Origin of the sequence: Streptomyces sp. NPDC020875 (assembly GCF_040641415.1) — a bacterium.
In the GTDB taxonomy this organism is placed as follows: Bacteria; Actinomycetota; Actinomycetes; order Streptomycetales; family Streptomycetaceae; genus Streptomyces.
Genome location: NZ_JBFADP010000061.1, coordinates 24,944 through 49,052, shown reverse-complemented (window position 1 = coordinate 49,052; position 24,109 = coordinate 24,944). Strand labels below are relative to the sequence as shown.

General features: G+C 72.6%; 18 protein-coding genes, 1 tRNA gene, 1 pseudogene and 1 CRISPR repeat array. Of the genes and pseudogenes, 8 read left to right on the top strand and 12 right to left on the bottom strand.

Translation table 11 applies throughout. The features are described from left to right. Positions 1-276 (top strand): annotated as a pseudogene (locus AB0G74_RS28710) (hypothetical protein); the annotation flags it as partial. After that, the gene (locus AB0G74_RS28705; RefSeq protein WP_361151898.1) at positions 273-1,088 is read left to right on the top strand and encodes an SAM-dependent methyltransferase; all 816 of its coding nucleotides are present in this window, start codon (positions 273-275) and stop codon (positions 1,086-1,088) included. The pseudogene AB0G74_RS28710 and the gene AB0G74_RS28705, both read left to right, overlap by 4 nt. Positions 1,089-1,134: 46 nt before the next feature. Here the strand turns inward: AB0G74_RS28705 and AB0G74_RS28700 are convergent, their stop codons facing one another. Next, positions 1,135-2,565, bottom strand: a complete 1,431-nt coding sequence (locus AB0G74_RS28700) for a PLP-dependent aminotransferase family protein (RefSeq protein ID WP_361151896.1) — start codon at positions 2,563-2,565, stop codon at positions 1,135-1,137. On the opposite strand from AB0G74_RS28700, the gene AB0G74_RS28695 reads away from it, so the two are divergent. Both AB0G74_RS28695 and AB0G74_RS28690 read left to right on the top strand, forming a co-directional pair. Further along, the gene (locus AB0G74_RS28695; protein WP_361151893.1) at positions 2,564-3,820 is read left to right on the top strand and encodes an aminotransferase class V-fold PLP-dependent enzyme; all 1,257 of its coding nucleotides are present in this window, start codon (positions 2,564-2,566) and stop codon (positions 3,818-3,820) included. The genes AB0G74_RS28700 and AB0G74_RS28695 overlap by 2 nt on opposite strands. Next, entirely contained in the window at positions 3,817-5,106 is a 1,290-nt protein-coding gene (locus AB0G74_RS28690; protein WP_361151890.1) for an MFS transporter, read from the top strand. The genes AB0G74_RS28695 and AB0G74_RS28690 overlap by 4 nt, the downstream gene beginning before the upstream one ends. A gap of 156 nt (positions 5,107-5,262) precedes the next feature. On the opposite strand, the gene AB0G74_RS28685 is transcribed toward AB0G74_RS28690, so the two are convergent. Next, positions 5,263-5,478: a DUF6243 family protein gene (locus tag AB0G74_RS28685; protein ID WP_361151888.1), complete on the bottom strand. Its 216-nt coding sequence runs from the start codon at positions 5,476-5,478 to the stop codon at positions 5,263-5,265. Between the two features lie 579 nt (positions 5,479-6,057). Between AB0G74_RS28685 and AB0G74_RS28680 the strand changes: the two genes are divergently transcribed. The 3 genes from AB0G74_RS28680 (at position 6,058) to AB0G74_RS28670 (ending at position 9,790) form a co-directional block, all read left to right on the top strand. Further along, entirely contained in the window at positions 6,058-6,657 is a 600-nt protein-coding gene (locus tag AB0G74_RS28680) for a hypothetical protein (RefSeq protein ID WP_361151885.1), read from the top strand. A 405-nt stretch (positions 6,658-7,062) separates the two neighbouring features. Beyond that, positions 7,063-8,250 (top strand): methyltransferase domain-containing protein, encoded by a 1,188-nt coding sequence (locus AB0G74_RS28675; RefSeq protein ID WP_361151882.1) that lies wholly within the window; start codon positions 7,063-7,065, stop codon positions 8,248-8,250. A gap of 254 nt (positions 8,251-8,504) precedes the next feature. After that, a CRISPR array of direct repeats spans positions 8,505-8,899; the repeat unit is 29 nt; unit sequence GTGCTCCCCGCGCGTGCGGGGATGGTCCC. A 141-nt stretch (positions 8,900-9,040) separates the two neighbouring features. Beyond that, positions 9,041-9,790: a dienelactone hydrolase family protein gene (locus tag AB0G74_RS28670; protein ID WP_361151880.1), complete on the top strand. Its 750-nt coding sequence runs from the start codon at positions 9,041-9,043 to the stop codon at positions 9,788-9,790. Between the two features lie 42 nt (positions 9,791-9,832). Here AB0G74_RS28670 and AB0G74_RS28665 read toward each other — a convergent pair whose 3' ends face one another. The 4 genes from AB0G74_RS28665 to AB0G74_RS28650 form a co-directional block, all read right to left on the bottom strand. After that, entirely contained in the window at positions 9,833-11,623 is a 1,791-nt protein-coding gene (locus AB0G74_RS28665; RefSeq protein WP_361151878.1) for a DEAD/DEAH box helicase, read from the bottom strand. Between the two features lie 222 nt (positions 11,624-11,845). Then, positions 11,846-12,256, bottom strand: a complete 411-nt coding sequence (locus AB0G74_RS28660) for a type II toxin-antitoxin system death-on-curing family toxin (protein ID WP_361151875.1) — start codon at positions 12,254-12,256, stop codon at positions 11,846-11,848. 5 nt (positions 12,257-12,261) lie between these two features. Then, positions 12,262-12,465, bottom strand: coding sequence for a CopG family transcriptional regulator (locus AB0G74_RS28655; RefSeq protein ID WP_361151905.1), 204 nt, complete (start codon positions 12,463-12,465; stop codon positions 12,262-12,264). Between the two features lie 117 nt (positions 12,466-12,582). Next, complete coding sequence (locus tag AB0G74_RS28650; RefSeq protein ID WP_361151872.1) at positions 12,583-14,217, bottom strand: MFS transporter; 1,635 nt, start codon at positions 14,215-14,217, stop codon at positions 12,583-12,585. A 265-nt stretch (positions 14,218-14,482) separates the two neighbouring features. On the opposite strand from AB0G74_RS28650, the gene AB0G74_RS28645 reads away from it, so the two are divergent. Further along, positions 14,483-14,554, top strand: a tRNA-Cys gene (locus AB0G74_RS28645). A 143-nt stretch (positions 14,555-14,697) separates the two neighbouring features. On the opposite strand, the gene AB0G74_RS28640 is transcribed toward AB0G74_RS28645, so the two are convergent. The 6 genes from AB0G74_RS28640 to AB0G74_RS28615 all read right to left on the bottom strand — a co-directional run bounded on the left by AB0G74_RS28640 (position 14,698) and on the right by AB0G74_RS28615 (position 24,032). Then, positions 14,698-15,294: an AAA family ATPase gene (locus tag AB0G74_RS28640; protein WP_361151869.1), complete on the bottom strand. Its 597-nt coding sequence runs from the start codon at positions 15,292-15,294 to the stop codon at positions 14,698-14,700. Between the two features lie 306 nt (positions 15,295-15,600). After that, positions 15,601-17,931 (bottom strand): xanthine dehydrogenase family protein molybdopterin-binding subunit, encoded by a 2,331-nt coding sequence (locus AB0G74_RS28635; RefSeq protein ID WP_361151867.1) that lies wholly within the window; start codon positions 17,929-17,931, stop codon positions 15,601-15,603. Beyond that, positions 17,928-20,018: a 2Fe-2S iron-sulfur cluster-binding protein gene (locus AB0G74_RS28630; protein ID WP_361151865.1), complete on the bottom strand. Its 2,091-nt coding sequence runs from the start codon at positions 20,016-20,018 to the stop codon at positions 17,928-17,930. The genes AB0G74_RS28635 and AB0G74_RS28630 overlap by 4 nt, the downstream gene beginning before the upstream one ends. Further along, positions 20,015-20,914 carry an FAD binding domain-containing protein gene (locus tag AB0G74_RS28625; RefSeq protein WP_361151863.1) on the bottom strand — a complete coding sequence of 300 codons (900 nt, stop codon included), beginning with the start codon at positions 20,912-20,914 and terminating at the stop codon, positions 20,015-20,017. Before AB0G74_RS28625 ends, AB0G74_RS28630 begins: the two co-directional genes overlap by 4 nt. Positions 20,915-21,441: 527 nt before the next feature. Continuing rightward, complete coding sequence (locus tag AB0G74_RS28620) at positions 21,442-23,100, bottom strand: beta-N-acetylhexosaminidase (protein WP_361151860.1); 1,659 nt, start codon at positions 23,098-23,100, stop codon at positions 21,442-21,444. 104 nt (positions 23,101-23,204) lie between these two features. Further along, the gene (locus tag AB0G74_RS28615) at positions 23,205-24,032 is read right to left on the bottom strand and encodes a carbohydrate ABC transporter permease (protein WP_361151902.1); all 828 of its coding nucleotides are present in this window, start codon (positions 24,030-24,032) and stop codon (positions 23,205-23,207) included. Positions 24,033-24,109 lie beyond the last annotated feature (77 nt).

Here is a 24,109-nt window from a genome sequence, read left to right as displayed (position 1 = left end):
ATCGTGCCCCTCTGCCCCAACCCCTGCGCGACCCTCGCCGTCCGGCAGTGTCCGTCCCTCGCCCGGGGGTACCGGGCGGTACGGGTCCGCTACCCCCGCGCCTGGGGCTACCACGGCAACCAGTACGCCCCCGGCCCCGGACGGCGCCCCGCCACCACCGCGACCGCCGTCCACCTCGCCCACGAAGACCCCCGCCTGCCGTGGCTCCTCGCCGACCTCACCGTCACCCAACTCCTCGGCTGCACCCCCGTAAGCGACTTGGGGGATGTGTCGTGACCGTGCTCCCTACCCCGTCCGCGTTCCGGCCGGTGAGCAGTGCCCGTTTCCAGCACGCCGCCCTCGGTGACGCTGCCGAGGCCCTCGACGCGTACGAGGCGGACGAGGAACTCGTACGCACCCTCCACGCCCTCGGCTACCCCGCCCGCGAGGTCGCCCGCGCCACCCGCGCCTTCCGCCTGAGGGCCCTCACCCACACCACACGAGACCTCGGCATCGCCCAAGTCCTGGAAATCGGCCCCGGACTCCCACCCCGCTCCACCCCCGCCAGCCACCACCTGGTGCAACGCCACCACCACCGCGCCAGAACCCTCTACATCGACCACGACCCCCTCGCCGTCACCCACCTCAACACCGCCCACGAAACCGAAGAGACGGGCCGCATGGTCCGCGCGGTCCTCGGCGACCTCCGCAACCCCCACCACATCCTCGACGAGGCAGCCGCCCACCTCGACCTCAACAGACCGGTCGCCCTCGTCGCCACCGCAGTCCTCGACACCCTCTACGACCACGAACACCCCCGCACCCATCTACGAATCCTCTTGGGCGCTCTCCCACCCGGCAGCGCACTCATCGCCACCCACCTCACCCACGAACACAACCCCGAAACCGTCCACCGCGCGGTCCGCACCCTCCAGATCGCCGGACTCCCCACCCGACCCCGCACCTTCGAAGACATCGCCGCCTTCTACACAGGACTGACCCCCGCAGGCCCCGGCCTCGTCCCAGCCGGCCAATGGCAGCCCACCCACACCGACAACCACACCCCAGCCAACGACCACACCTACGCAGCCATCGGCCTCCTCACCTGAAAACCCCACCCGGACACAGGGCCCCGACTGACAAGGGCCGGTGGTGTCACTCCTCCCGCTCCGGGCCGAGATCCCCGAACGCGGCTCCCAGCCGGCGTACCCCCTCCGTCAGCTCCGCGCAGTCGGCCGCGGCCGCGAACCCGATACGCAGGTGAGCGGCCGGCGGCTCGGTGGCGAAGTAACGGCTGCCGACGCTCACGGCGACGCCGCGCTGCCGGGCGGCGCTCGTGAGCACCGCGTCGTCCACGCCGGGCGGCAGACGGACCCACAGATGCAGCCCTCCGGCCGGCAGCCCGGAAAGGGCCGCGCCGGGGACCTCCCGGGCGATCGCGGCGGCCACCACGGCGCAGCGCTCACGCAGCGCCGTACCGAGCGAGCGGACGTGCCGGTCCCAGGACGGGGAGCTGAGCACTTCCAGCGCGGCCTCCTGGAGCGGGCGCGTGACGAAGAAGTCGTCGACCAGGCGTACTGCCCGCATCCGTTCCATGACCGGCCCGCGAGCCACGAGGGCCCCGATCCGCAGGCTCGGCGCGGCGGGCTTGGTGAGCGAGGTGATGTGGACGACCGTGCCGTCGCGGTCATCGGCGACCAGCGGCCGCGGCACGGCGCCGCCGTGTCCCAGGTGCCGCGCGAAGTCGTCCTCGATCACGAACGCGCCGGAGGCGCGCGCCACATCGAGGATCTGGCTGCGCCGCTCGGGCGCCAGTACCGCGCCGGTCGGGTTCTGGAAGGCCGGCTGGCAGTACAGCAGCCGTGCACCGGTCATCGCGAACGCGTCGGCCAGCAGGTCGGGCCGCAGCCCGTCGGCGTCGAGCGGGACCGGCACCGGTCGCAGCCCCGCGGCGCGGGCGGCCGCCAGGGCGCGGGGATAGGTGGGCGACTCCACCAGGACCGGGCTGCCGGGTCCGGCGATCGCCCGGAAGGCGATCGACAGGGCGCTCTGTCCGCCCGCGGTGACCAGGACGTCCTGCGGTGCGACGCTGCCGCCGACGAGACGGGCGAACACGGTGCGCAGCTCCGTCAGACCGGCGGCCGGGGCACGGTCCCAGGCGTCCGGGCGGCGCGCCGCCCGCGCCAGCGCCGCGCTCAGGGCGCGGGTGGGCTGGAGCGAGCGGTGCACATAACCGCCGTCCAGGGAAATCGTCCCGGCCGGTGGCGGCCCGAGCCGATCGGCGATCAGATGTGTGTCGACGGCGCGGTCCGTGAGGGCGACCGTCTGCCAGTCGGTGCTGGTAGCGGAGTCGGAGGACTCTTCGCCGAGCCGGGTGCGCCGCGCCACGTACGTCCCGCTGCCCGGGCGGGTCACCACCGCGCCCTCCGCCGCCAGTGCGGCGATGGCCCGTGCCACGGTCGCGGGGCCGACCCGGTACTCCTTGATCAGCTCGCGGCTGCTCGGCAGCCGGTCGCCGGGCGAGAGCCGCGCGAGCAGTGTGCGCAGCCTGTCGGCCAACTCGCCAGAAGTGCTACTGTCATTCATGAGGAATGACAATAGCGCTATCGGTTCGGTTCGGGAAGCACTTCAGCTGGACGTCGCCGCGCTGCGGGCCGACACCCCGGGGTGCCGGAAGGTCATCCACTTCAACAACGCGGGCTGCGGACTGCCGACCACCCCCGTACTCGACGCGATGATCGGCCATCTGAACCTCGAAGCACGGATCGGCGGTTACGAGGCGTCAGCCGCCCGGGCCGCCGAAGTGCGCGCCTTCTACACGGAGATCGCCGCCCTCATCAACACCACGCCCGACAACATCGCCTTCGCGGGCAGCGCCACCCACGCCTACGCCAACGCCCTGTCCTCGATTCCCTTCGAGGCCGACGACGTCATCCTCACGACCCGTGACGACTTCGTCTCCAACCAGATCGCCTTCCTGTCCCTGCGCAAGCGGTTCGGCGTACGCATCGTCCACGCTCCCGACACCGCCGACGGGGGCGTCGACACGGAGGCGATGGCCGCGCTGATGCGGACCCACCGGCCCCGGCTGGTGTCCGCCACCCATGTCCCCACCAACTCGGGACTCGTCTCACCGGTCGCCGAGATCGGCCGGCACTGCCGGGAGCTGAACCTGCTCTACCTGGTGGACGCCTGCCAGTCGGTGGGCCAGTTCGTCATCGACGTGGCGGAGATCGGCTGCGACCTCCTCACCGCCACCTGCCGCAAGTTCCTCCGCGGCCCGCGCGGCTCCGGATTCCTGTACGTATCCGATCGCGTCCTGCGGGCGGGCTACGAACCGCTGTTCATCGACATGCACGGCGCCCGCTGGACCGAGCCGGGCGCATACGAGCCCGCTCCGACAGCGGCCCGGTTCGAGGAGTGGGAGTTCCCCTACGCCACGGTGCTCGGCAGCGCCGCCGCGACGCGCTACGCCCGCGAGGTCGGCATCGAGGCCGTCGAGCAGCGCACACCGGCACTCGCCGCCCGGCTGCGCGACCGGCTCGGAGCCGTACCCGGGGTGCGGGTGCTCGACCGCGGTCCGCGGCTGGCCGCGCTCGTCACCTTCGCGGTGGAGGGCTGGCAGCCGCAGCCGTTCAAGGCGGCCGTGGACGCCCGGGGTATCAACTCCGCCCTCAGTTTCCGCGAGTTCGCGCAGTACGACTTCCGGGACAAGGGCATCGAATGGTGCCTGCGTCTGTCGCCGCACTACTACAACACCGAGGAGGAGGTGGACCACGTCGCCGACGCGGTCGCCGACCTCGCCCGGCAGGCTCCCGATCTCCGAAGGGGGCGCCGATGACCGCCGTGGGGACGCGCGCCGCCGGGGGAACGGCTCCGGACAGCCTCTGGCGCAACGGCGACTTCCTGAAGTTCTGGTTCGGCGAGACCCTGTCGCTGCTGGGCGCCCAGGTCACCAACCTCGCCCTGCCGCTCACCGCGATCACCGCCTTCGGCGCCACCGACGAACAGGTCGGCTTCCTTCGGTTCCTGCAACTCGTCCCGTATCTCGGGCTCGCCCTGGTCCTCGGCGTATGGGTGGACCGCGCCCGGCGGCGGCGGCTGATGCTCGGCGCCAACCTCGTCCGGATGGTCCTGCTGGCCCTCGTACCCGTCCTCTACTGGACGGGCACGCTCGACCTGACCCTCCTGCTGGCCGTCGCCTGCGCCGTCGGCGTCGCCTCAGTGCTGTTCGACGTGAGCTGGATGTCCTACGTACCCACCCTGGTGCGTGATCCCGAACGCTACGTCGAGGCCGGTGCCAAGATGGGGATGAGCTCGTCAGCGGCCGATGTGGCGGGCCCCGGACTCGCCGGTCTTCTGGTCGCCGCCGTCACCGCACCCGTGGCGCTGGTCGCGAACGCGTTCTCCTGCCTGGTGTCCGTGGTGTCGCTGCTGCTCATCCGCACCCCCGAACCGCGACCCGTATCCGCGACCGTACGACGCCGTGTGCCGGCCGAACTCCGGGCAGGTCTCCGCTGGGTGCTGAGGAATCCGGTCCTGCGGTCGCTCGCGCTCATCGGGTTCTGCTGCAACTTCTCGATGGTCACCGTGTGGACTGTGTTCCTGCTCTACGGGACACGCGACCTCCACCTCGGACCGACGGCCATCGGCGGTGTCTTCGCGACCGCTTCGGTGGGCGGTCTGATCGGCGCGGCGATCTCCCGCACGGTGATCCGGCGCTTCCGGCTCGGACGCGTCTACCTCGTCGCGCAGTCGGCCCTCCTCCTCGGCCCCCTGCTGATCGTCCTGGCGGCTGGCCCCCGCCCGGTGATGGTGGGGATGTTCGTCTTCTCCTTCTTCACCAGCTACCTGGGGCTCGGTGTCGCCGGCGTCGTCATCGTCAGCCTGCGTCAGGCCGGCACCCCGCAGTCGATGATGGGCCGGATGACGGCGGTCTTCCGCACCCTGCTGTTCGGCGGCGGAGCCCTCGGCGGTCTGTCCGCGGGCCTGCTCTCCGGCCGCCTCGGCGCCCACGGGGCGCTGACCGTCGCGGCGGCCGGTTCCGCCGCCGTGGTGATCACGCTCGCGCTGTCACCCGTGAGCCGGCTCACCGGCCTGCCGACGGAACCGCCGGCCGAGACGTGATCCGCGTCCGGCCGCCGCTTCCGGGGGCCGCCCAGGGGCGCGGCGCGGTCGCATCGGTGTGCGGCACGCAGCACGCAGCACGCAGCACGCAGCACGCAGCAGGCCCGGGTATCCGACCCGGGCCTGTTTCGCGCGCTGCCGTCCGGCAGCGGCGCGTCAGCTCTGCGCGTTGTCGTCGCCCGTCGGCCCGGCACCCTCAGCCGCGTCCGTCTTCTCACGCATCTTGCGCACCAGCTCCGCCTTCCGGTCGGCGGCACCCCGGCGGTCGAGGTTGCGGTGCGGACCGTTGTTCTGACGCTCGGCGCGGGACAGCCTCTTGCGCTGGCCGCCGCCCTGGCCCACGGGGTTGTTGATGTTCTTGCTCACGGTCATGGGTTCTCCCGGGAATGGTGTGAAGTGATCTACGGATTCGTCGGTGGGGAGACGGTCGCGGCGACGACGGACGTCAGCGGCGGCCCGTCACGCTCTCACCCGGAAATCGGCGCCTGGAAGAACATGACAACGACGTTACCCGGTTCCGCCGGTCCCGCCCACCGAGCCGGTCGCCGCCCCGGTGCCGGTGGCGTCCGTCCCGGAAGGCCGACGCCGGGCCCCGGGGGCGGTCGCCGCCCGCCCGGACCGGGTACGGACGGGGGTCGGCGGGGCCACCGCGGGCGTTGTCAGTGGTCGCGGGCACACTGACGGCATGAGCGGTCAGGGCCGTTACCCGCGGCATGCCGTGATACGGAGACAGGACACGGTGAATGCGGAGTCTTGCCCGTAGCATTTATCTGCGAGCGCCATACTTTCCGATAAAGCCGAAGAGTCGCTTGCCGCCCGCACGGAAGAAATGCACAGAAGGCCGACCGGCGCCATCGCGAACGCGAACGCGTGTGCAATGAAGGGCAGTTGGCTCTTTCGTGATAGGGTCTTAATGAATTCGCAGGATGTCGCGACCCAAAGGGGAATGGCGTGAATACCGAGAAGGTTACGGCCCGTCGTCTTACTGCCGAGGAGATTTCAAGCCTGGGCGTCCAGGACAGAATTTTTGTCTCGGCGGGGACGGAGAGCCTTCCTCTGGACTGCTATGCCCCGGCTTTCCTCACGGAGCCGGGTAAGAATTTCGAGGGGGGATCCTTCGCCGCGAAGACGGTCTTCGGCGAAGAGGTCCATGCCCTCCCGGACGACGCCGAAGACGCCGGGATCTGGGTCGCCGACAAGGCGGGGCAGGAAATCGAGGTCCTCCAGAGCGCCGGCGTTCTCCTGAACCTCGCCCTCTTCGTGCCCGACGGGAACAAGGAGTCCCTGGAAGCGCTCTACTCCGCCGCGAGGGACGCGTTCGGCGCGGGAGTCGTCCAGCGCTGGAGCGAGGAGGTCGTGGCGGTCCCGGACGTCAAGGTCGACCTGTACGAGGAGCCGGCCCGGGCGCGGAAGAACGCGAACAATCAGAACCGCGACCGCCGCGCCCTGGACATCTACCCGACCCGGGTGCGGTTCCTGGAGCCCAGCGAAGGCTGGAAGTTCGTCGTCGAACCGCACAAGGAGATCGTCGACGACACGCCGACGATCTGATCCGGCGCCCTTCGGGGACCGGCCGCGCCACCCTCAACCGGTCCGGATAGCACGGAAGCCCCGGGCCGTTGGCCCGGGGTTTTCTGCGGAGCGGGCAACAAGAACCGAGGGCCGCTCCGGGATATGGCCCCACCGACGCCGATCCCTCACCGAGCCCATGACGTACGCGACTTCGCAGCCGATGCGAAGTGTCCGGTTGTCCGCGAACCGCTCGCCGAACGCGTTGCCGCCGAGAGCAGCCGGTCGAAGGCCGTCGACGCACGGCCCTGCTCACAGACCGGGACTCGGCCGATCCACGCGCAGTCCACAGCACGGACAGCAAACCCCTCGGGCAGTGGGACTGATTCGCATGAAACGGGACAGGCGATTACCGAAGCCATCGCCGACGACCGTGAGGAGCGTCCTATGACCCCACCCGACATCCCACTCCACTCCGCAGACCGGCTGCACGGACTGGTCGACGAACTCCACGCCCGGCAACCGCTCCCCGCCGAATGGCGCAACGCCTTCACCGAGGTGCCCCGGGCGATCTTCGTACCGGCCTGGTACGAGCACGGCCTCGACGAACGAGGCATCTCGGTATGGCAGCTGCGGGACGCCACCGACGATCGCGAGCGGTGGCTACAGGCGGTGTACAGCGACGAAACCCTGGTCACAGCGCTCGACCCCGCGACCGCCGAGAAAGTCGGCGACCGGGCGTGGACCGGCGTCGCGTCCTCCTCCAGCACAGCTCCGGGACTCGTGGCCGGAATGCTGACCGAGCTGCAACTCGAATCCGGCCATCGCGTCCTGGAAATCGGCACGGGGACCGGCTACAACACGGCCCTCCTGAGCGCGCGCCTCGGTCCGCAGTTGGTGTACTCCATCGATATCGACCCCGGCCTGGTCGAGACCGCGAGAACGCGGCTGGCCGAACTCGGGTACGCGCCGCTGCTCGCCGTCGGGGACGGTCGCAACGGCCATCCGGCGGGCGGTCCGTACGATCGCGTGATCGCCACCTGCTCCGTGACCCGGATTCCGGAAGCATGGATCCGGCAGACCCGGCCCGGAGGCATGATCCTCACCGATCTCGCCCTGGGTATCGACGGAGGAATCGTCAGACTGGTCGTGGACCCCGACGGCGGCGCCACGGGAGGCTTCACCGCGACCTCGGGCCGCTTCATGCCGGCCCGTTCCGATGCCACGACCTACCCCGTTCGGGAGCGTGCCGCGTACCGGCCGGAGTCCGGCACTCGACGCACGGCGGTCAGCGCCGCCGACATCCAGGAGCAGTACGGCTTCCGGATCGCTCTCTCCCTGGCCCTCCCCGAGGCGGAACTCGTCCACCACCTCGACGACGCGGGCGGCCCGACGTCCATCCAGTTCCAACAGCCGGACGGCTCCTGGGCCCGTACCCCCGTCGGCACGACCGACCACCCCCCGACCGTGACCTACGGCGGCGACGGCGCCCTGTGGGAACGCGTCGAGGCGGAGTGGGCCCGATGGAACGAGCAGGGCCGCCCGGGCCATACGGCATACGGCATCGCTCTGGACCCCGACGGGACGATGCGCGGCTGGCGCACCACCGACAACTACGTATGGCCCGTGGGATGAACGGACGCCGCCCCGCGTCGCCCCACGGCCGTGCGGGGCCCTGGTGGAGGGCTCGACGGGCCCTCCGGGAGCGGCTGGAGGAGCTGCGCCCCGCCGGGTATCGTCAGCGCTCGGTACCGACGAACGGGGTGGGAAGCGTGCCGTACAACGAGGCTCAACAGCCGCCCCATTCAAGCCGAATGCACTTTTCGCCGGAGTCGGCACTAGTGATGAAAAACAGCACCTCCGCCTGACAAACCCGCAGGTGGGAAACTGTGCTCCCCGCGCGTGCGGGGATGGTCCCGGGTTCGGGTTCCCCGGGATGATCCCGGCGGCGTGCTCCCCGCGCGTGCGGGGATGGTCCCACGATCAGCCCGGATTCCGCCGGCAGGCGGTCGTGCTCCCCGCGCGTGCGGGGATGGTCCCGACGTCTCCCCGGCTGCTCTCTTCCGGTCCGTGTGCTCCCCGCGCGTGCGGGGATGGTCCCGTCCGGCTTGCCAGCAGGGTCAAGGACGGCCAGTGCTCCCCGCGCGTGCGGGGATGGTCCCCCCGACAACGCCGCTCGGTACGCGGTCACCTTGTGCTCCCCGCGCGTGCGGGGATGGGCCCCAGCTCGGCTTGATGTCCGTCTCCGGCCTTTTGTGTTCCCCGCGCCTGCGGGGACCGTCGCCTCCCGCCACCGCCGACACCGCAGCCGCGAAAAGCACCGCGTCTTCACAGCAGCCAGCACAACCAGCGAGACGCCCGTGGCGTTCCGCCGACCGTGAACCCAGGACCCCTCCGGCCCGGTGATCGCTTACCGTCGAGTTTCATGACGACGACGATCACCACACGCACGGTCGAGTACCCGGCCGACGGTCTGACGATGATCGGGCATCTGGCGCTCCCGGCGCTCCCCGCCCTCCCTGCCGGGGGCGACCGGCGGCCCGCGGTGTTGGTCGGGCCGGAGGGCACCGGGCTCAGTGATGTCGAGCGGCGCCGGGCCGATGCCCTTGCCGAAATGGGGTACGTCGCGCTGGCCTTCGATCTTCATGGCGGCGGGCGCTACTTGAGCGAGCCCGAGGAGATGCTGGCCCGCTGTCTGCCGCTGCTCGACAACCCCGATCGGATGCGCGGCATCGGGCACGCGGCGCTCGATGTGCTGCGCGCCGAACCGCTGGCCGACCCCGGGCGGATCGCCGCCGTCGGCTACGGGACCGGTGGCGCGATCGCGCTGGAGCTCGGGCGGGACGGGGTCGACCTGCGTGCGATCGGGACCGTCAACGGGCTGGTCACCGGTCGGCCGGGCGAGGCGGCGCGGATCCGGTGTCCGGTGTGGGCGGGGGTCGGGTCGGAGGACCCGATCATGTCCCCCGCCCGGCGGGACGCGTTCACAGCAGAGATGGAGGCCGCGGGCGTCGACTGGCGTCTCGTGGTCTACGGCGGCGCCTTGCACGCCTTCCACCATCCGACGGTCGACCACACCGTGCTCCCCGGCGTCGGATACCACCCCGAACACGCGCGGCGAGCCTGGCGCGACATCGTCGGCCTGCTCACCGAGTGCCTGCCCGTGACGGAGTGATCCGGGCGGGACGTGTCGGCGTACGGCCCCGGAACCCGCCGGTCACCGCATCCGCGTCGCCCACTCCTGCACCTTTTTGATCCGTTCGCGGATCTGGCCCGCCGTGGCCTCGGCGCTCGGCGGGCCGCCGCAGACGCGGCGGAGTTCGGTGTGGATCACGCCATGCGGCTTGCCGCTCTGGTGGACGTAGGCGCCGACCATCGTATTGAGCTGCTTCCGCAGTTCCAGCAGTTCCTTGTGGGAGACGACGGGGCGGCGTTCGGCGGGGAGTTCGAGGAGGTCCGCCTCCTCGTCCGGCTTCTTGCGGCTGTGGGCGATCTGGCGGGCCTGGCGCTTCTGGAGGAGCATCTGGACCTGGTCGGGTTCGAGCAGGCCGGGGATGCCGAGGTAGTCCTGTTCCTCCTCGCTCCCCGGGTGCGCCTGCATGCCGAACTCGGCGCCGTTGTACATCACCCGGTCGAAGACGGCGTCCGACTCCAGCGCCTCGAAGGGGAGCTGGTCCTGGTCGCCGGTGTCCTCGTCCTGGGCCTTGTTGGCCTCGTCCATCTCCTTCTCGGACTCGGCGTACGGGTCCTCCTCGCCCTCCTTCTTCGGGCGGTCGAGGACATGGTCCCGCTCGACCTCCATCTCGTTGGCGAAGCCGAGGAGCATGGGGATCGTGGGGAGGAAGACGGACGCGGTCTCGCCGCGCCTGCGGGAGCGGACGAAGCGGCCGACGGCCTGGGCGAAGAACAGCGGGGTCGAGATGGTGGTCGCGTACACCCCGACCGCGAGCCGGGGTACGTCGACGCCTTCCGACACCATCCGGACCGCGACCATCCACCGGTCGGTGCTGTCGCTGTACTCGTCGATCCGCTTCGACGCCCCGGTGTCGTCGGAGAGGACGACCGTCGCCTTCGTACCGGTGATCTCGCGGATGAGTTTGGCGTACGAGCGCGCCGCGTCCTGGTCGGCGGCGATCACCAGCCCGCCCGCGTCCGGGATGGACTTGCGGACCTCGGTCAGCCGCTGGTCGGCGGCGCGCAGCACGTTCGGCATCCACTCGCCGCGCGGGTCGAGGGCCGTCCGCCACGCCTGGGAGATCGCGTCCTTGGTCATCGGCTCGCCGAGCCGGGCCGCGACCTCGTCACCGGCCTTGGTGCGCCAGCGCATGTTGCCGCTGTACGAGAGGAAGATGACGGGCCGCACGACCCCGTCGCCGAGGGCGTGGCCGTAGCCGTACGTGTAGTCGGCGGCGGAGCGGCGGATTCCGTCGTTGCCCTCCTCGTAGGTGACGAAGGGGATCGGGTTGGTGTCCGACCGGAACGGCGTACCGGTCAGCGCCAGCCGCCGGGTCGCCGGGTCGAACGCCTCCAGACACGCCTCGCCCCAGGACTTGGAGTCGCCCGCGTGATGGATCTCGTCCAGGATGACCAGCGTCTTCCGCTGCTCGCAGCGGTTGCGGTGGAGCATCGGGCGGACGCCGACACCCGCGTACGTCACGGCGACGCCGTGGTACTCCTTGCTGACCGGACCGGCGCTGTAGTCCGGGTCCAGCTTGATCCCTATCCGTGCCGCCGCGGCGGCCCACTGCTTCTTCAGATGCTCGGTCGGGGCGACCACGGTCACCTGCTGGACCACATGGTGGTGGAGCAGCCACGACGCCAGCGTCAGCGCGAAGGTGGTCTTTCCGGCGCCGGGCGTGGCGACCGCGAGGAAGTCCTTCGGCTGTTCCTGTACGTATCGGTCCATGGCCGCCTGCTGCCAGGCGCGCAGCTTGCCCGCCGTGCCCCAGGGGGCGCGGCCGGGGAAGGCGGGGGACAGATGGTGGGAGTGGGAGGCGGTAGTAGTCACGGTCTCCGGTGCAGCGATTCGGTGGGCGGCGGGTCGTCCGGGCGCGGGCGCGACGCGTCCCGGCCGGGCCCTCGGGGCTCGGTATGACAACCGGGCCACCCTACCGGTGCGCTCGCGACCGTCCGGTCCGGACGACGCCGCCGCCTCGGCGGGTGCGACCTAGCTCACACGGGCGGGGTGCCCGCACGAGGGCGGCGGAGGCCGGGGAGGGGCCCGGGCCCCTCAGCGCCTCGCTGCCGCGTCCGCGCGCAGCTCCCGCAGGCGTACCGCTATCTCCGGTACGTCCGCGAGAGCCCCCGACGCGACCGCGACGACCAGGTCGTACGCCGCGTCCTCGGAGACGTTCAGCAGCTCCTCGCCGTTGAGGTGGAGGAAGACCGCCGTACAGAGCCACGCCATCCGTTTGTTGCCGTCGACCAGGGGGTGGTTCACCGCGAGGGCGTGCAGCAGTGCCGCCGCCTTCTCGAAGACGCCGGGGTACGCCTCCACCCCGTACATCCGCGCCCCGGGGCGGTGGACCGCCGAGCCGAGGAGGCCGGGGTCGCGCACGCCGACGGGGCCGCCGAAGCCGATCTCGGCCAGATCGCCCGCCTCGGCCTCCGTGAGGGGCCGCGAGCGGAAGGGGAGCGTCATGGCGGCTACTCCCCCAGCCGTCGCAGCAGGTCCGCCTGGCGGCGGGCGTACAGCGTGCCGATCCGGCGGACCTCCGCGCGGTCCTCCGCCGCCGCCCGCTCCAGATACGCGTCCACCGCCGCGAGGACGAGCGCGTGCGGATCCCGGCCGTCGGCCTCCGCGCGGGCGGCCAGGGCCTCGTACCGGTCGGCTCGGAGCCGGAGTTCCATGGTGGTCGTGGCGGTCGTCATGGGGGCGACCGTAGCGGGCGGGCGTACGGGGGTCGTACTCATTTACGGGGGGGTACGGGCCCGGCCCCTGGCCGCCCCTCGGCCGCCCCGGGGCCGTCAGGCCGTCGTGGGCGCGATCGCCGTCGTCGGCGTCTCGGCCGGGGGCGACGGGACCCGCAGCCGGGTCGCGACCCAGGCGCCGATCAGGGCGACCACGGCCATCGGGACGAAGACCACCGCGAAGGCCGCCGGGTGGGAGCCGCCGGAGTCCGCCGCCGACGTGGTCGCGTGGTGGGCCACCGCGCCGCCGCCGAGGGCCGCGAAGGCCGCGCCGCCCGCCGCGAGCAGCATGATGTTGGAGAGGCCGTCGGAGATCTGGAGCGCGGCGGAGTTGGCCCCGGCCTCCTCGGGGGCGGAGAGCTTCAGCAGCAGCACACTGGTCGAGGCGATCACCATGCCCATGCCGAAGCAGCCGATTCCCCAGGCGACGGCGAGGGTCCACACCGGGACGGAGTCGATCAGTACGAGCGGGGCCGCCGCGATCGCCGCCGCGCAGAGGATCATGCCGCCGGACACCATCCGCTCCCGGTACGGCTCCATCTGCGGCCGGGACTGGAGGAAGGAACCCGCGGCCCAGGTGAGGCCGCCCGCCGCGAGGGAGAGGCCGGCCATCGTCGGGGAGAGGCCCCGCTGGGTCACCAGCATCAGCGGGATGAACGATTCGGCGGCGATGAACGCGCCCGCAGCCAGACCCCGCAGCAGCACCACGGACGGCAGTCCCCGGGCGGCCCGGTAGGTGCCCTTGGGGAGCAGCCCCAGCACGGCGGGCACCAGCAGGGCGGCACCGGCCGCCGCCGGGAGGAGGGAGAGCCAGACCAGGTCCTGGGCCGAGTACTGGAGCAGTCCGGCGCCGAGGGAGATACCGAGCGCCAGCCGGATCCGGCGGCGGTCGAACGGCGGCCGGGGCGCGGTCGGGTCGGCCGGGCCCGAGGCCATCCGGCGGATCTCGGGCAGCGCCAGCGCCAGCGGGAAGACCACCAGCGCGGGGATGCCGAGGAAGACCCAGCGCCAGCCCAGCTGCTCGGTGATGGTGCCGGAAGCGAGCGGTCCGACGATCGAGGGGATGATCCAGCTCGCGGCGAAGGCGGCGAGGATCTTGGGCCGCAGATGTTCGGGGTACGCGCGGCCGATGACCACGTAGAGACTGACGATCACGAGTCCGCCGCCGAAGCCCTGGACGGCCCGGCCGAGGATGAAGAGCCACATCGCCCCGGCGGTGCCGGAGAGGACGAGTCCGGCGCCGAAGGCGGCGATACCGGTGGCCAGCGGGCGCAGCGGGCCCTCGCGGTCGGCCCACTGCCCGGCCAGCACCATCGCGAGGAGGCTGGTGGTGAAGTAGGAGGAGAAGGCGAAGGCGTAGACCTCGACGCCGTTCAGCTCGCGGGCCGCGACGGGCATCGCGGTGCCGACGGCGGTCGCCTCGAAGGCGATCAGCAGGACGACGGCGATGATGCCGATACTGAGCGCCCGGTACGTACGGTCCAGGACCCCGTCGGGCTTCCCGGCGGGGACCTCCGTCGGCCCCGCCCCGGCGTCGCCCCTGTTCCCGGTACCGTCCCCGTCCCCGGAGGCCCGGATCGGCCCGGTGTCCACGGCGACCGGCCCCTCCTGGATCGGGGACTGTGCCTGGGGTATGACGGGGCCTGTGGCCTGTGGGGTGACCTCCGGGTCACGGGGTTCGAGGGCGCTCATCAGCCCAGGGTAAGTGGCATAACCAAAGATCGTCCCTGTCGCGGGGCGGGGATCGTCCTGGTCCCTTGGTCCTACGTCTCCGAGCCCCGCGCCGGACCGGTCGGCGGGGTACGGCGCCACCCCTCGCGGGACATACCCGGGAGGGGTTTATGAACGGAGCATGGCGGTTGTATTGCGGGGCTCCGTGATCCCTTGGCCCGCGCCCCCGCGCGCCCCTACGGTCGTGACCAGGGAGACCACCGCGACACCGGCGGGGGAACCCCACGACCGTGTACCCGAGTGGTTCAGGGCCTCGTCTGCAAAACGAGTTACGCCGGTTCGAATCCGGTCACGGTCTCGGTACGCGCGCTCATGGCGGGCGGACCATGGCAACACGGGAAACGGACCCGGTCGTCCCCTACGGCGGAAGGTGGGCGGCCGGGTCCGTGGCGTGCGCGTGACGTCTCCGCGCCCAGCGCCCCGCCGGGGCCGCACCCGGAACTACACCCGCGCCTCGTCCACCCGCGCCTCGTCGACCCGGGCCTCGTCCAGCCGCGCCAGGATCGCGTCCACCGTCTCCGCCACGGTCAGCCCGCCCGAGTCCAGCCAGAGTCCGGTACGCGGCGTCTCGTCGCGCAGGATCCTGTCCATCCCCTCCGGCGTCCAGCCCAGCCCGTAGCCCGTCTTGGCCCGGGCCTCCTCACGGGCCGAGATCACATCCGGCCGGGGCGCGAGCACGACGACGTACAGGGGGCGGGTCCGGACCATGGCCACGACCTCGGGGAGGGCGTCCCCGATCACGATGTCCTGGAGGACGGCCGTCAGGCCCGCGTCCGCGTACAGATCGGCGGTCGCCGCCGCGATCCGGTGCCGCAGGCGGAGTTGTTCCCGTACGACGTCACGGGCCTCGTCGTCGGCGCTCATCTCCGCCGCGCCGGAGACCATCATCCGGCGGAAGGCGTCCCCGCGGACATGCGCGGAACGGGGCAGGCGCTCGGCGAGGGCCTGGGCGACGGTCGACTTCCCGGCGGCCATCACGCCGGTCACGAGGACGACGGCGGAGTCGAGTCGGTGGAGGGGGGTGGGGTGATCGGTCATGATCCCGACGCTATGCCCCTGCGGGGTGCGCCCTCCACGTATTTTGCCCGCCACCGCGCAGGGGCCCGCGCCCCGAGCGCCCCGCCTGCGCGAGGGCCTTCCGCTCGGGCGAACCCGCCTGCCGGGAAAGCCTGTAGCCGGGCCGCGGACCGTGCGTGGCTGGTCGCGCAGTTCCGCCCCCCTATGCCTTCGGCAATGGGGAGACCCCCAGCGCCCCTGACCACCTCCACCTGACCGGCCCCCATGGGAACGACCACGGCGGGGCCGCGCCCCTAAATGCTCTCCCCAGCGCCGCCCCTGAGAGGGCTACGGCTGGACCACCGCCGCCTGGGGGCGGATCGGGAGGCGGTTGACCGGGCGGCCCGTCGCCGCGCGGACCGCCGCCGCGACCGCCGCCGGGGACGTCACCACCGGTACGGCGCTGGCCGGCTTCGCGCCGAAGGAGGCGACGACGTCCCGCTCCTCGACGAGTTTGACGATCCGGATGTCGGGGGCGTCCAGGGCCGTCGGCAGCGCGTAGCCCGTGAGGTCGGGGCGGCGGACGACGCCGCGGTTGGTACGGAGGTTCTCGGTGAGGGCCGTGCCGATGCCGAGGGTGACGCCCGCCTCGATCCGGACCGCGAGCTGCGCGGGGTTGAGGATCCGGCCGACGTCCTGCGCGACGGCCATCTCGACGACCCGGACGGAGCCCAGTTCGATGTCGACGTCGACCACCGCGCGGAGCGCGCAGAACGCCAGGCCGACGAAGGCGTCGCCCTGGCCGGTCTCGTCGAGGGGCTCGGTCGGGTGGGGGCGGCACTGGGCGGTGGCCCAGAGTTCCTTGCCCTCCAGGGCCTCCGCGACGGTGACCGAGAGCACCCCGTCGTACGAGGTGATCTTGCCGTCGGCGATCTGGAGCAGTTCGGTGGACATTCCGAACTGGTGCGCCAGGGGCTGGAGGAGCTGGGTGCGGACCATCTTCGCGGCGCGTTCGACCGCTCCGCCGGAGACCCAGGTGTGCCGGCCGTGGCAGGCGGGGCCCGCCGGGGGCTGGTCGGTGTCGACGGAGGCCACCTGGACCTCGTCGACGCCGAGGGTCTCCTGGACGATCTGCCGGGCGAGGGTCGTGAAGCCGGAACCGGTCTCCACGGCGGCGCAGATGACGGTGGCGATGCCGTCCTGGACCTTGACGGTGGCGGTGGACACCTCGTCGGTGCCCTCGGCGCCCAGCATGTGGACCATGCCGAGGGCGTAGCCGACGCCCCGGCGTACGGCGGCGGGCTCGCCCGCGCCCTCGGGTCCGCCGGGGAGCAGCCAGTCGTCCTCGGGCGAGTCCTTGGGGAGCGCCGGGAGGGGGTGGTCGCGTACCGCTTCGAGGAGTTCGGCGACGGGCGCCGGGCAGGTCACGGTCTGGCCGGTGGGGAGGAGGTCGCCGGTGGCCAGGACATTGCGGAGCCGCAGGTCGGTGGGGTCGAGGCCGAGTTTGCCCGCGAGCTTGTCCATCTGGGCCTCGTAGGCGGCGCAGACCTGCATGGCGCCCTCGCCCCGGACGTGGCCGGAGGGGGGGTTGTTGGTGCGGACGGCCCAGCCCTCGATGAAGGCGTGCGGGACGACGTACGGTCCGCAGGCGAAGGCGACGGCGGCGGCCAGGGACTCGGACGAGGAGTCGGCGTAGGCCCCGGCGTCGAGCAGGAGCTGGGCCTCGACCTTGAGCAGTCGGCCCTCGGCGTCGGCGTGGTGCCGGTAGCGGAGCAGGGTGGGGTGCCGGTGGGGGTGACCGAGGAAGGACTCCTCGCGGGTGGCGGCCAGTTTGACGGGGCAGCCGGTGCGCAGGGCGAGCAGTCCGAGGGGGAGCTGGAAGCCGGGGTCCTCGCGGTCGGAGGTGGCGCCGGGGACGCCGGTGACGACCACCTTGACGCGTTCCGGTTCGAGGCCGAAGCAGGCGGCGGCCAGATCGCGGTCGGTGTGCGGGTCGGTGGAGGCGACGTACAGTTCGACGCCGCCGTCGGGGCGGGGTACGGCGAGTCCGGCCTCGGCGCCGATGGGCGCGGGGTCCTGGCGGCCGATCCGGTAGAGGCCCTCGACGATGACGTCGCCGGTGACGTCGGGGTCGCCGTAGCGCAGCGGGATGTGCCGGACGAGGTTGCCGTCGGGGTGCAGCGGCGGGGCCTCGAAGGCGAGTTCGGGGTCGGTGACGGGTTCCAGCGCCTCGTACTCGACCTCGATGGCGGCGGCGGCGAGCCGGGCCGTGTCGGGGTGGTCGGCGGCGACGGCGGCGATCGCCTCGCCGTGGTGGCGGACCACTTCGGAGGCGAAGACGGGCCGGTCGGCGACCCGGCGGCCGTAGGAGGAGTCGCCGGGGATGTCCTGGTGGGTGATGACGGCCCGGACGCCCTTCATCTCCAGGGCCGCCGAGGTGTCGATCGAGAGGATCCGGGCGTGCGGGTGCGGGGAGCGCAGGATGCCCGCCCACAGCAGGCCCTCGGCCCAGAGGTCGGAGGCGTACGGGAAGGTGCCCTCGGTCTTGGCCCGGGCGTCGGCCGCCTGGAGGGACGTGCCGATGCCGTGCGCGGGCGGCTCCGGTTCGGGGCCGCGGGGGCCGGGCGCGGGGGCCGTGAGGGGGGTCGCCGTGGTGGTCGCGGTGGCGTCGCTGGTCACGCCATGCCTCCGTCATGGGGGTGGGGCTGCACACTACCCGCCCCGGGAGGCGCCTGGTGCGGGATACGGGCTTCCTGGCCGGGGGGCGCGGTACCGGGCCGGTGCTGGCCGGATTCCGCTTCGGCCGCCGCCGCGTTGGCCTCGCGTTCGGCGACGACCTCCCGTACGGCGTCGAGTACGCCCCGGTAGCCGGAGCAGCGGCAGAGGTTGCCGCAGAGGGCCTGCCTGGTCTCCAGGTCGGTGGGGCGGTGGTTGCCTTCCAGCAGGTCGTGGACGGTCATCGCCATGCCGGGGACGCAGAAGCCGCACTGGACGGCGCAGTTGCGGACCAGGGCGCGCTGGACGTCGGAGGGTTCGCCGTGTTCGGCGAGGCCCTCGACGGTACGGACCTCGGTCCCGGCGGCGGTGGCCGCGGGCACCAGGCAGGAGGCGACGAGCCGGCCGTCGACCTGGACGTTGCAGGCGCCGCACTCGCCCTGGGAGCAGCCGTCCTTGGCGCCCGCGAGGCCGAGGCGCTCGCGGAGCACGTAGAGCAGGGACTCGCCGATCCAGGCGTCGGTGACGGGGCGGTCGGCGCCGTTGACCCGCAGGACGTAGGAGGTGGGCGGGTGTTCCTCGAAGACGGGGGCGGGTACGGGTTCCGGTCCGGGCTCGGCGGCCGGTTCCGGTTCGGGGGTCTCCGCGGGCTCGGGGGCCTCGGCGGCGGCCGGTTCGGGCTCGGAACCGGCCTCGGATTCGGGAGCCGGTTCGGGAGCGGCGGGGGCTTCCCCGGCGGCCTCGTCGGTTTCCGTTACGGCCTCGACGGCGGCGGCGTCTTCGGTGGCTGCGGCACCGTCGGCCGGGGCGGCGGAATCCGGGCCGGGCTCCGGGGCCACCGGGCCGTCGGGGACCCCGTCGGCCTGCGGCTGTTCCGGGTGGGCCGGGTGGGGCGCCTGGTCGGCCGGGTGTCCGGCGACGGGCACGGTGACGGAACCGGCGGCGGGCGGGGCGACCGAACCGACTGAGCCGATCGCGGCTCCGGTCTGCGACTCCGGCTCGGGCTCCGGGTGGCCGAGGTGCTCGGCCGGGACGGCGGGAACGGCCGGTTCCGCGTGTTCGGGGTACTCGGGGTGCCCAGGATGTTCGGAGTGCTCGGGTTGTTCGGGGTACTGGGCGTACTCCGCCGACACCGGGAGTCCGGTCGGTCCCGGGTGCACGGGCGGCACCACGGACCCGTGGTGCGGGTGCCCGGCCACGGGCTCGCCGTGCGACGGGTGGTCGTGCGGCGGGTGTACGGGCACGGTGTGCGGATGCCGCGGCGCGGCCCAGGGCGCGGCGGCGCCGCCCGGCAGGGTCGCGGGGGCGTCGGAGGGCGCCCAGGGCGCCGCGGCGGCCGCCCCGCCGGTTTCGGGGTGGGGCTCGGTGCCGACGGACGGCTGGGGGCCGTTCCACTGCTGGGCCTGGAGCATGGCGGCGGTGTACTCGCCGGTCTCCTCGGGCAGATCGCCCCGGGCGACCGGGATCGTCCACTGGCCGGTGACATCGCTCGGCGCGGCCGGGCCGCCCTGCTGCCCGCCGGCGTCGGGGAAGGCCCACTGGCCGGTGGCGTGCGGGTCCTCCGCGCCCCGGGGGGAGTGCGGCCCTGCGGGGTCGGGCCAGCCGCCGGTGAGCTGCCCGCCCGCCGTACCGCCGTCGTGCGGAAGCCGGGCCTCCGGCGGGATCTGCGGATCGGCCACGGGGGTCAGCGGCAGGATCATCGGCGGTACGAAGCCGTGGCCCGGCGCCTCCAGGGGCGCGGCACGCAGCTGGTCCTCGGACGGGAGCTGGACGAAGGCGGTCGCCTCGTGGTCGAACGCGCCCTGGGGCATGGGCTGCCAGCCGCCGTGCCCGGTGGGCTGCGGATATCCCGGGTGGTGGCCGTGCGGGTCGTGATGGCCCTGGTGTCCGGTCTCGCCGTGGTGCCCCTGGTGCTGGTGACCGGGTACGCCCTGGTCGCCGGGGTGGTCACCGGCGGGGTTGCCCGGATGGGCCGCGTTCCCGGCGTGACCGGTGTGACCGGCCTGACCAGGGTGTCCGTTGTGACTGGTGTTTCCGTTGGTGTCGTTCACGACAGCGCCCTCCCCAGTGCGCGCCGGGCCAGCGCGGCGACGGTGCGCCGCAGATGCAGTACGGCGGGCGGCAGCGGTGGTGGCTCCTCGCCCGGGGCGGTGGGTTCGGGATCGGGGATGCAGGCGGCCGCGACATAGTCGCCGAAGGCCGCCAGCGCCTCGGCGGCGAGCCCCCGCTCGCCGTCCCAGTCGATCAGTGAGGCGATCCAGCGCTCCGCCTCCAGCGGGCGCAGCGGCATCGCCGCGATGGCGCCGACGGCGCAGCGCACCCCGCGCCGCTGCGGGTCGAGGACGACCGCGACGGACGCGGTGGCCCGGCCGGGTCCGGTCCGCCCGGTGGCCTTCAGGAACACCTGGGGCGCGTGGAGCAGGGGGACGCGGACGTAACCGATGAGTTCGGCGGGGCCCAGCAGATCGCGGCCCGCGAGGAGCTGGGCGACCGGGGTCTCCCGGCGGACGCCGCCGGGCCCGGCGATGATCAGCTCGGCCTCCAGGGCGGCGAGGACGGGCAGGGTGTCCCCGGTCGGCGCGGCGGAGGCGATATTGCCGCCCAGGGTGCCCGCGTTGCGGATCTGCGGCGGTCCGGCGGCGCGCGCCGACGCGGCGAGCGCCGGGATGAGCGCGGCGAAGTCGGGCCGTCCCATGCGGGCATGGGTGAGTCCGGCGCCGAGGAGGGCGTGTCCGCCGTCCTGGTAGCGCCAGCCGCGGATCTCGTTGATCCGGCCGAGTCCGACGAGTCCGGCGGGCCGCAACTGCCCCCGGTTGACCGCGGCCATGAGGTCGGTACCACCCGCGACCGGCACGGCCGTGGGCATGGCGGTCAGCGCCGCCACGGCCTCGTCGAGCGACGCCGGAAGCGTCACCGACTGCGAAGTCTGCGGTGCGTGCGTGGTCACCCAGCTGCCCCTTCCCGGTGTCCGGCGTCCCGCCTGTGTTGCCGTACCGTACGTGCTCACAGCCCGGACGTGGCAACTCTGGCACATCTTCCGAGCCGACCGCCGCGAGGGTCCACGAAGGGCCGGTCCGCGACGGATGCCCTCTTCCTTTGCCGATGCCCCTCTTTCAGCCTCATCGGCGTTCCGCCCCATCCGTACCCGTCGGACACCATCGGACACCTTCGGGGCATTCGCCGGTCAAAAGGCGATGCGGTGGAGATGACCGCTAAATCATACGATTCGCCGCGCAACGCCCCGGGTTCTTCCCGGGGATGGGCTCGCCGGGCGGGGTCGGGCAGCGGGGCGGGGGCCGAACGGCGGGGCAGGGGGCGCCGGAGGGCCGGGGAGGACGCCGAAGGGCCTGTACGTCACACCACGAGGCGCACCGGCTCCCGGCGCTCTCCGGTGGCGCGGGCGAAGCCGCGCGCGGCCCCCGGTGCCCCGCGACGGATCGCGGGGCACCGGGGGCCGGGGCGGGGGCCGGTCCGTCACACGTTCGGCGGGGCGCCCTCACGGGGGAAGCCCTTGACGCCGGGGCGCTTCTGCCAGGGCCTGGGGCCTTCGGGGCGGCGGTAGTCGACGCCGAGGGCGTCCAGCCGGGGGTAGTGCGCGCCCATCCGGGACTCGAACTCCGGGTAGTCGCGTTCGGCGGGGGCGGGCAGCGGCGACCACGCCACCTCGGCGAAGGCGGCCAGCCGGGGGAAGACCTGGTAGTCGACCCGGGCCCGCTCCTGCATCACCTCGGTCCAGACATTGGCCTGGGCGCCCAGGATCCGCGCGGCGGCCTCCGGTTCGAGGCCCGGCGGAACGGGTTCGAACCGGTAGACGTCCTCCAGGGTGCGGATATAGCCGATCGGCATGGGCTCGTCGGGCCCGCCGTCCTGCCGGTAGTCGAGATAGACGTGCTGCTCGGGGCACATCACCACGTCGTGTCCCGACCTGGCGGCCTCGATCCCGCCCGCGTAGCCGCGCCAGGAGGAGACCGTGGCGCCGGGCGCGAGACCGCCCTCCAGGATCTCGTCCCAGCCGATCAGCCGCCGGCCGCGGTCGGCCAGCCAGCGGTCGAAGTGGCGGATGAACCAGGACTGGAGGCCGTCCTCGTCGCCGACGCCCAGCTCCCGGATCCGGGCCTGCGCCGCCGGTGACTCCTTCCACTGGTCCTTGGGGCACTCGTCGCCGCCGATGTGGACGAAGGGCGAGATCTCGGCCGGAAACAGCTCCAGGACCTCCTCCAGCACACCCTCGTAGAACCGCAGGGTGTGCTCGGTGGGGGCGAGGACGTTCGGATTGACGCCCCAGGTGGTCCAGGGGGTCAGGGACGCGGTGTCGACGACATCGGTGTTGCCCAGCTCCGGATAGGCCGCGATCGCGGCCTGCGAGTGGCCCGGGATGTCGATCTCGGGCACGACCCGGATATGCCGCTCGGCGGCGTAGGCGACGATTTCCCGGATGTCGTCCTGGGTGTAGTAACCGCCGTACGGCTTCTCGTCCCACAGCTCCGAGAAACGGTGCCCCCATTTCGTCCGGGGCCGCCAGGAGCCGACCTCGGTCAGCTTCGGGTGGCGTTTGATCTCGATACGCCAGCCCTGGTCGTCGGTGAGATGGAAGTGGAAGACGTTGAGTTTGTGCGCGGCCAGCAGATCGAGGGTCCGCAGGACGTCGTTCTTGGGCGTGAAGTGCCGCGCCACGTCCAGCATCATTCCGCGCCAGCCGAAGCGGGGCGCGTCCTCGACGGTCTGCGCGGGGACGGCGGGGACGGCCGAACCGGCGCCGGGTACAGCCCGGAAGGCGCCGGGGCCCAGCAGCTGACGCAGGGTCTGGGCGCCCCAGAACACCCCGGCCGGGTCGCCGCCGGTGATCTCCACCCCGCCGGGGGTGACGGTCAGCCGGTACGCCTCGGCCGCCAGGGACGGGTCCACGGCGAGGGTGACGGTGTCGGGCCCGCCGGGCTCACCGGGCGGCAGCGGCAGGCCGAGGGCGGCGCCCACGGTGGTTCGCAGCCACCTTTCGGCGGTGCCGGTGCCCGGGCCCGCGGCGAGCGCGGTGGCGGGTCCCGGGGTGAAGCTCCCGCCGTCCGGGGCGGCCGTGACGGTGACCGGTGCCGGGATCAGTCCGGCGGGCCCGGGCCGCGCCTCTGTGTCGCTCATGCCGTTGTTTCCCTCCTGCCCGGCCGGGGCCGGGCGTCGCGTGTCCTTCCGGCTCGCAAGGGGCCGCCGCGCCCTTTCGCGCGGCGGCCCGGTATCCGAAACGCTCAGTCCTTGACCGCGCCGCCCAGTCCGGAGACCAGTCGCCGCTGGACCAGGACGAAGAAGACCAGGACCGGAATGGTCATCACCGTCGACCCGGCCATGATTCCGCCCCAGTCGTTCTCATCGGGTTTGAAGAAGACCAGCAGCGCCATCGGCAGTGTCGACTGCGAGGTGTCGCTGATGATGAACGACTTGGCGAAGAGGAAGTCGTTCCAGGTGGAGATGAAGGAGAAGACGCTGGTGGCCACGAGCCCGGGGAACACCAGCGGGAAGAGGATCTGCCACAGGAAGCGGGAACGGCTCGCGCCGTCGATGTAGGCGGCTTCCTCCAGCGCCTCGGGGACCGCCTTGACGAATCCCCGGAGCATCCAGATCGCGAACGGCAGGGAGAACGCGATGTGCGGCAGGATCAGCGACCACAGGGTGTTGAGCTGACCCAGATCCCGCATCAGGAAGAACATCGGAATGGTCAGCGCCTCGATGGGGACCATCTGCGCGACCAGGAACATGATGAGCAGGGTGGTACGGAACTTGAAGCGGAAGCGGGTGACCGCGGTGGCCGCCAGGAAGGCGATCAGCGCGGACGCCAGGACGACCGTTCCGGCGACCATCAGGCTGTTGAGGAAATAGCGCCCGAATTCCTGCTGTTCGAACACCCGGCGGAAGGAGTCGAGGGACGGGTTCAGCGTCCACGGCTTCGCCTCGGTGGACTGGATCTCACCGGCTGGCTTGAACGCCGACAGCACCATCCAGTACAGCGGAAAGGCCACCACGACGGCGATCAGAACGGCCGAGACCTCGGCGGCGAGCCGCCAGGGACGGCGGATCAGAGGGCCCCGGCGGCGGGCCGGAGCCGGGGCTTCGGCCTGCTTCTCCGATCCGTTCGCGGGAGCGTTCACGGTGCTGC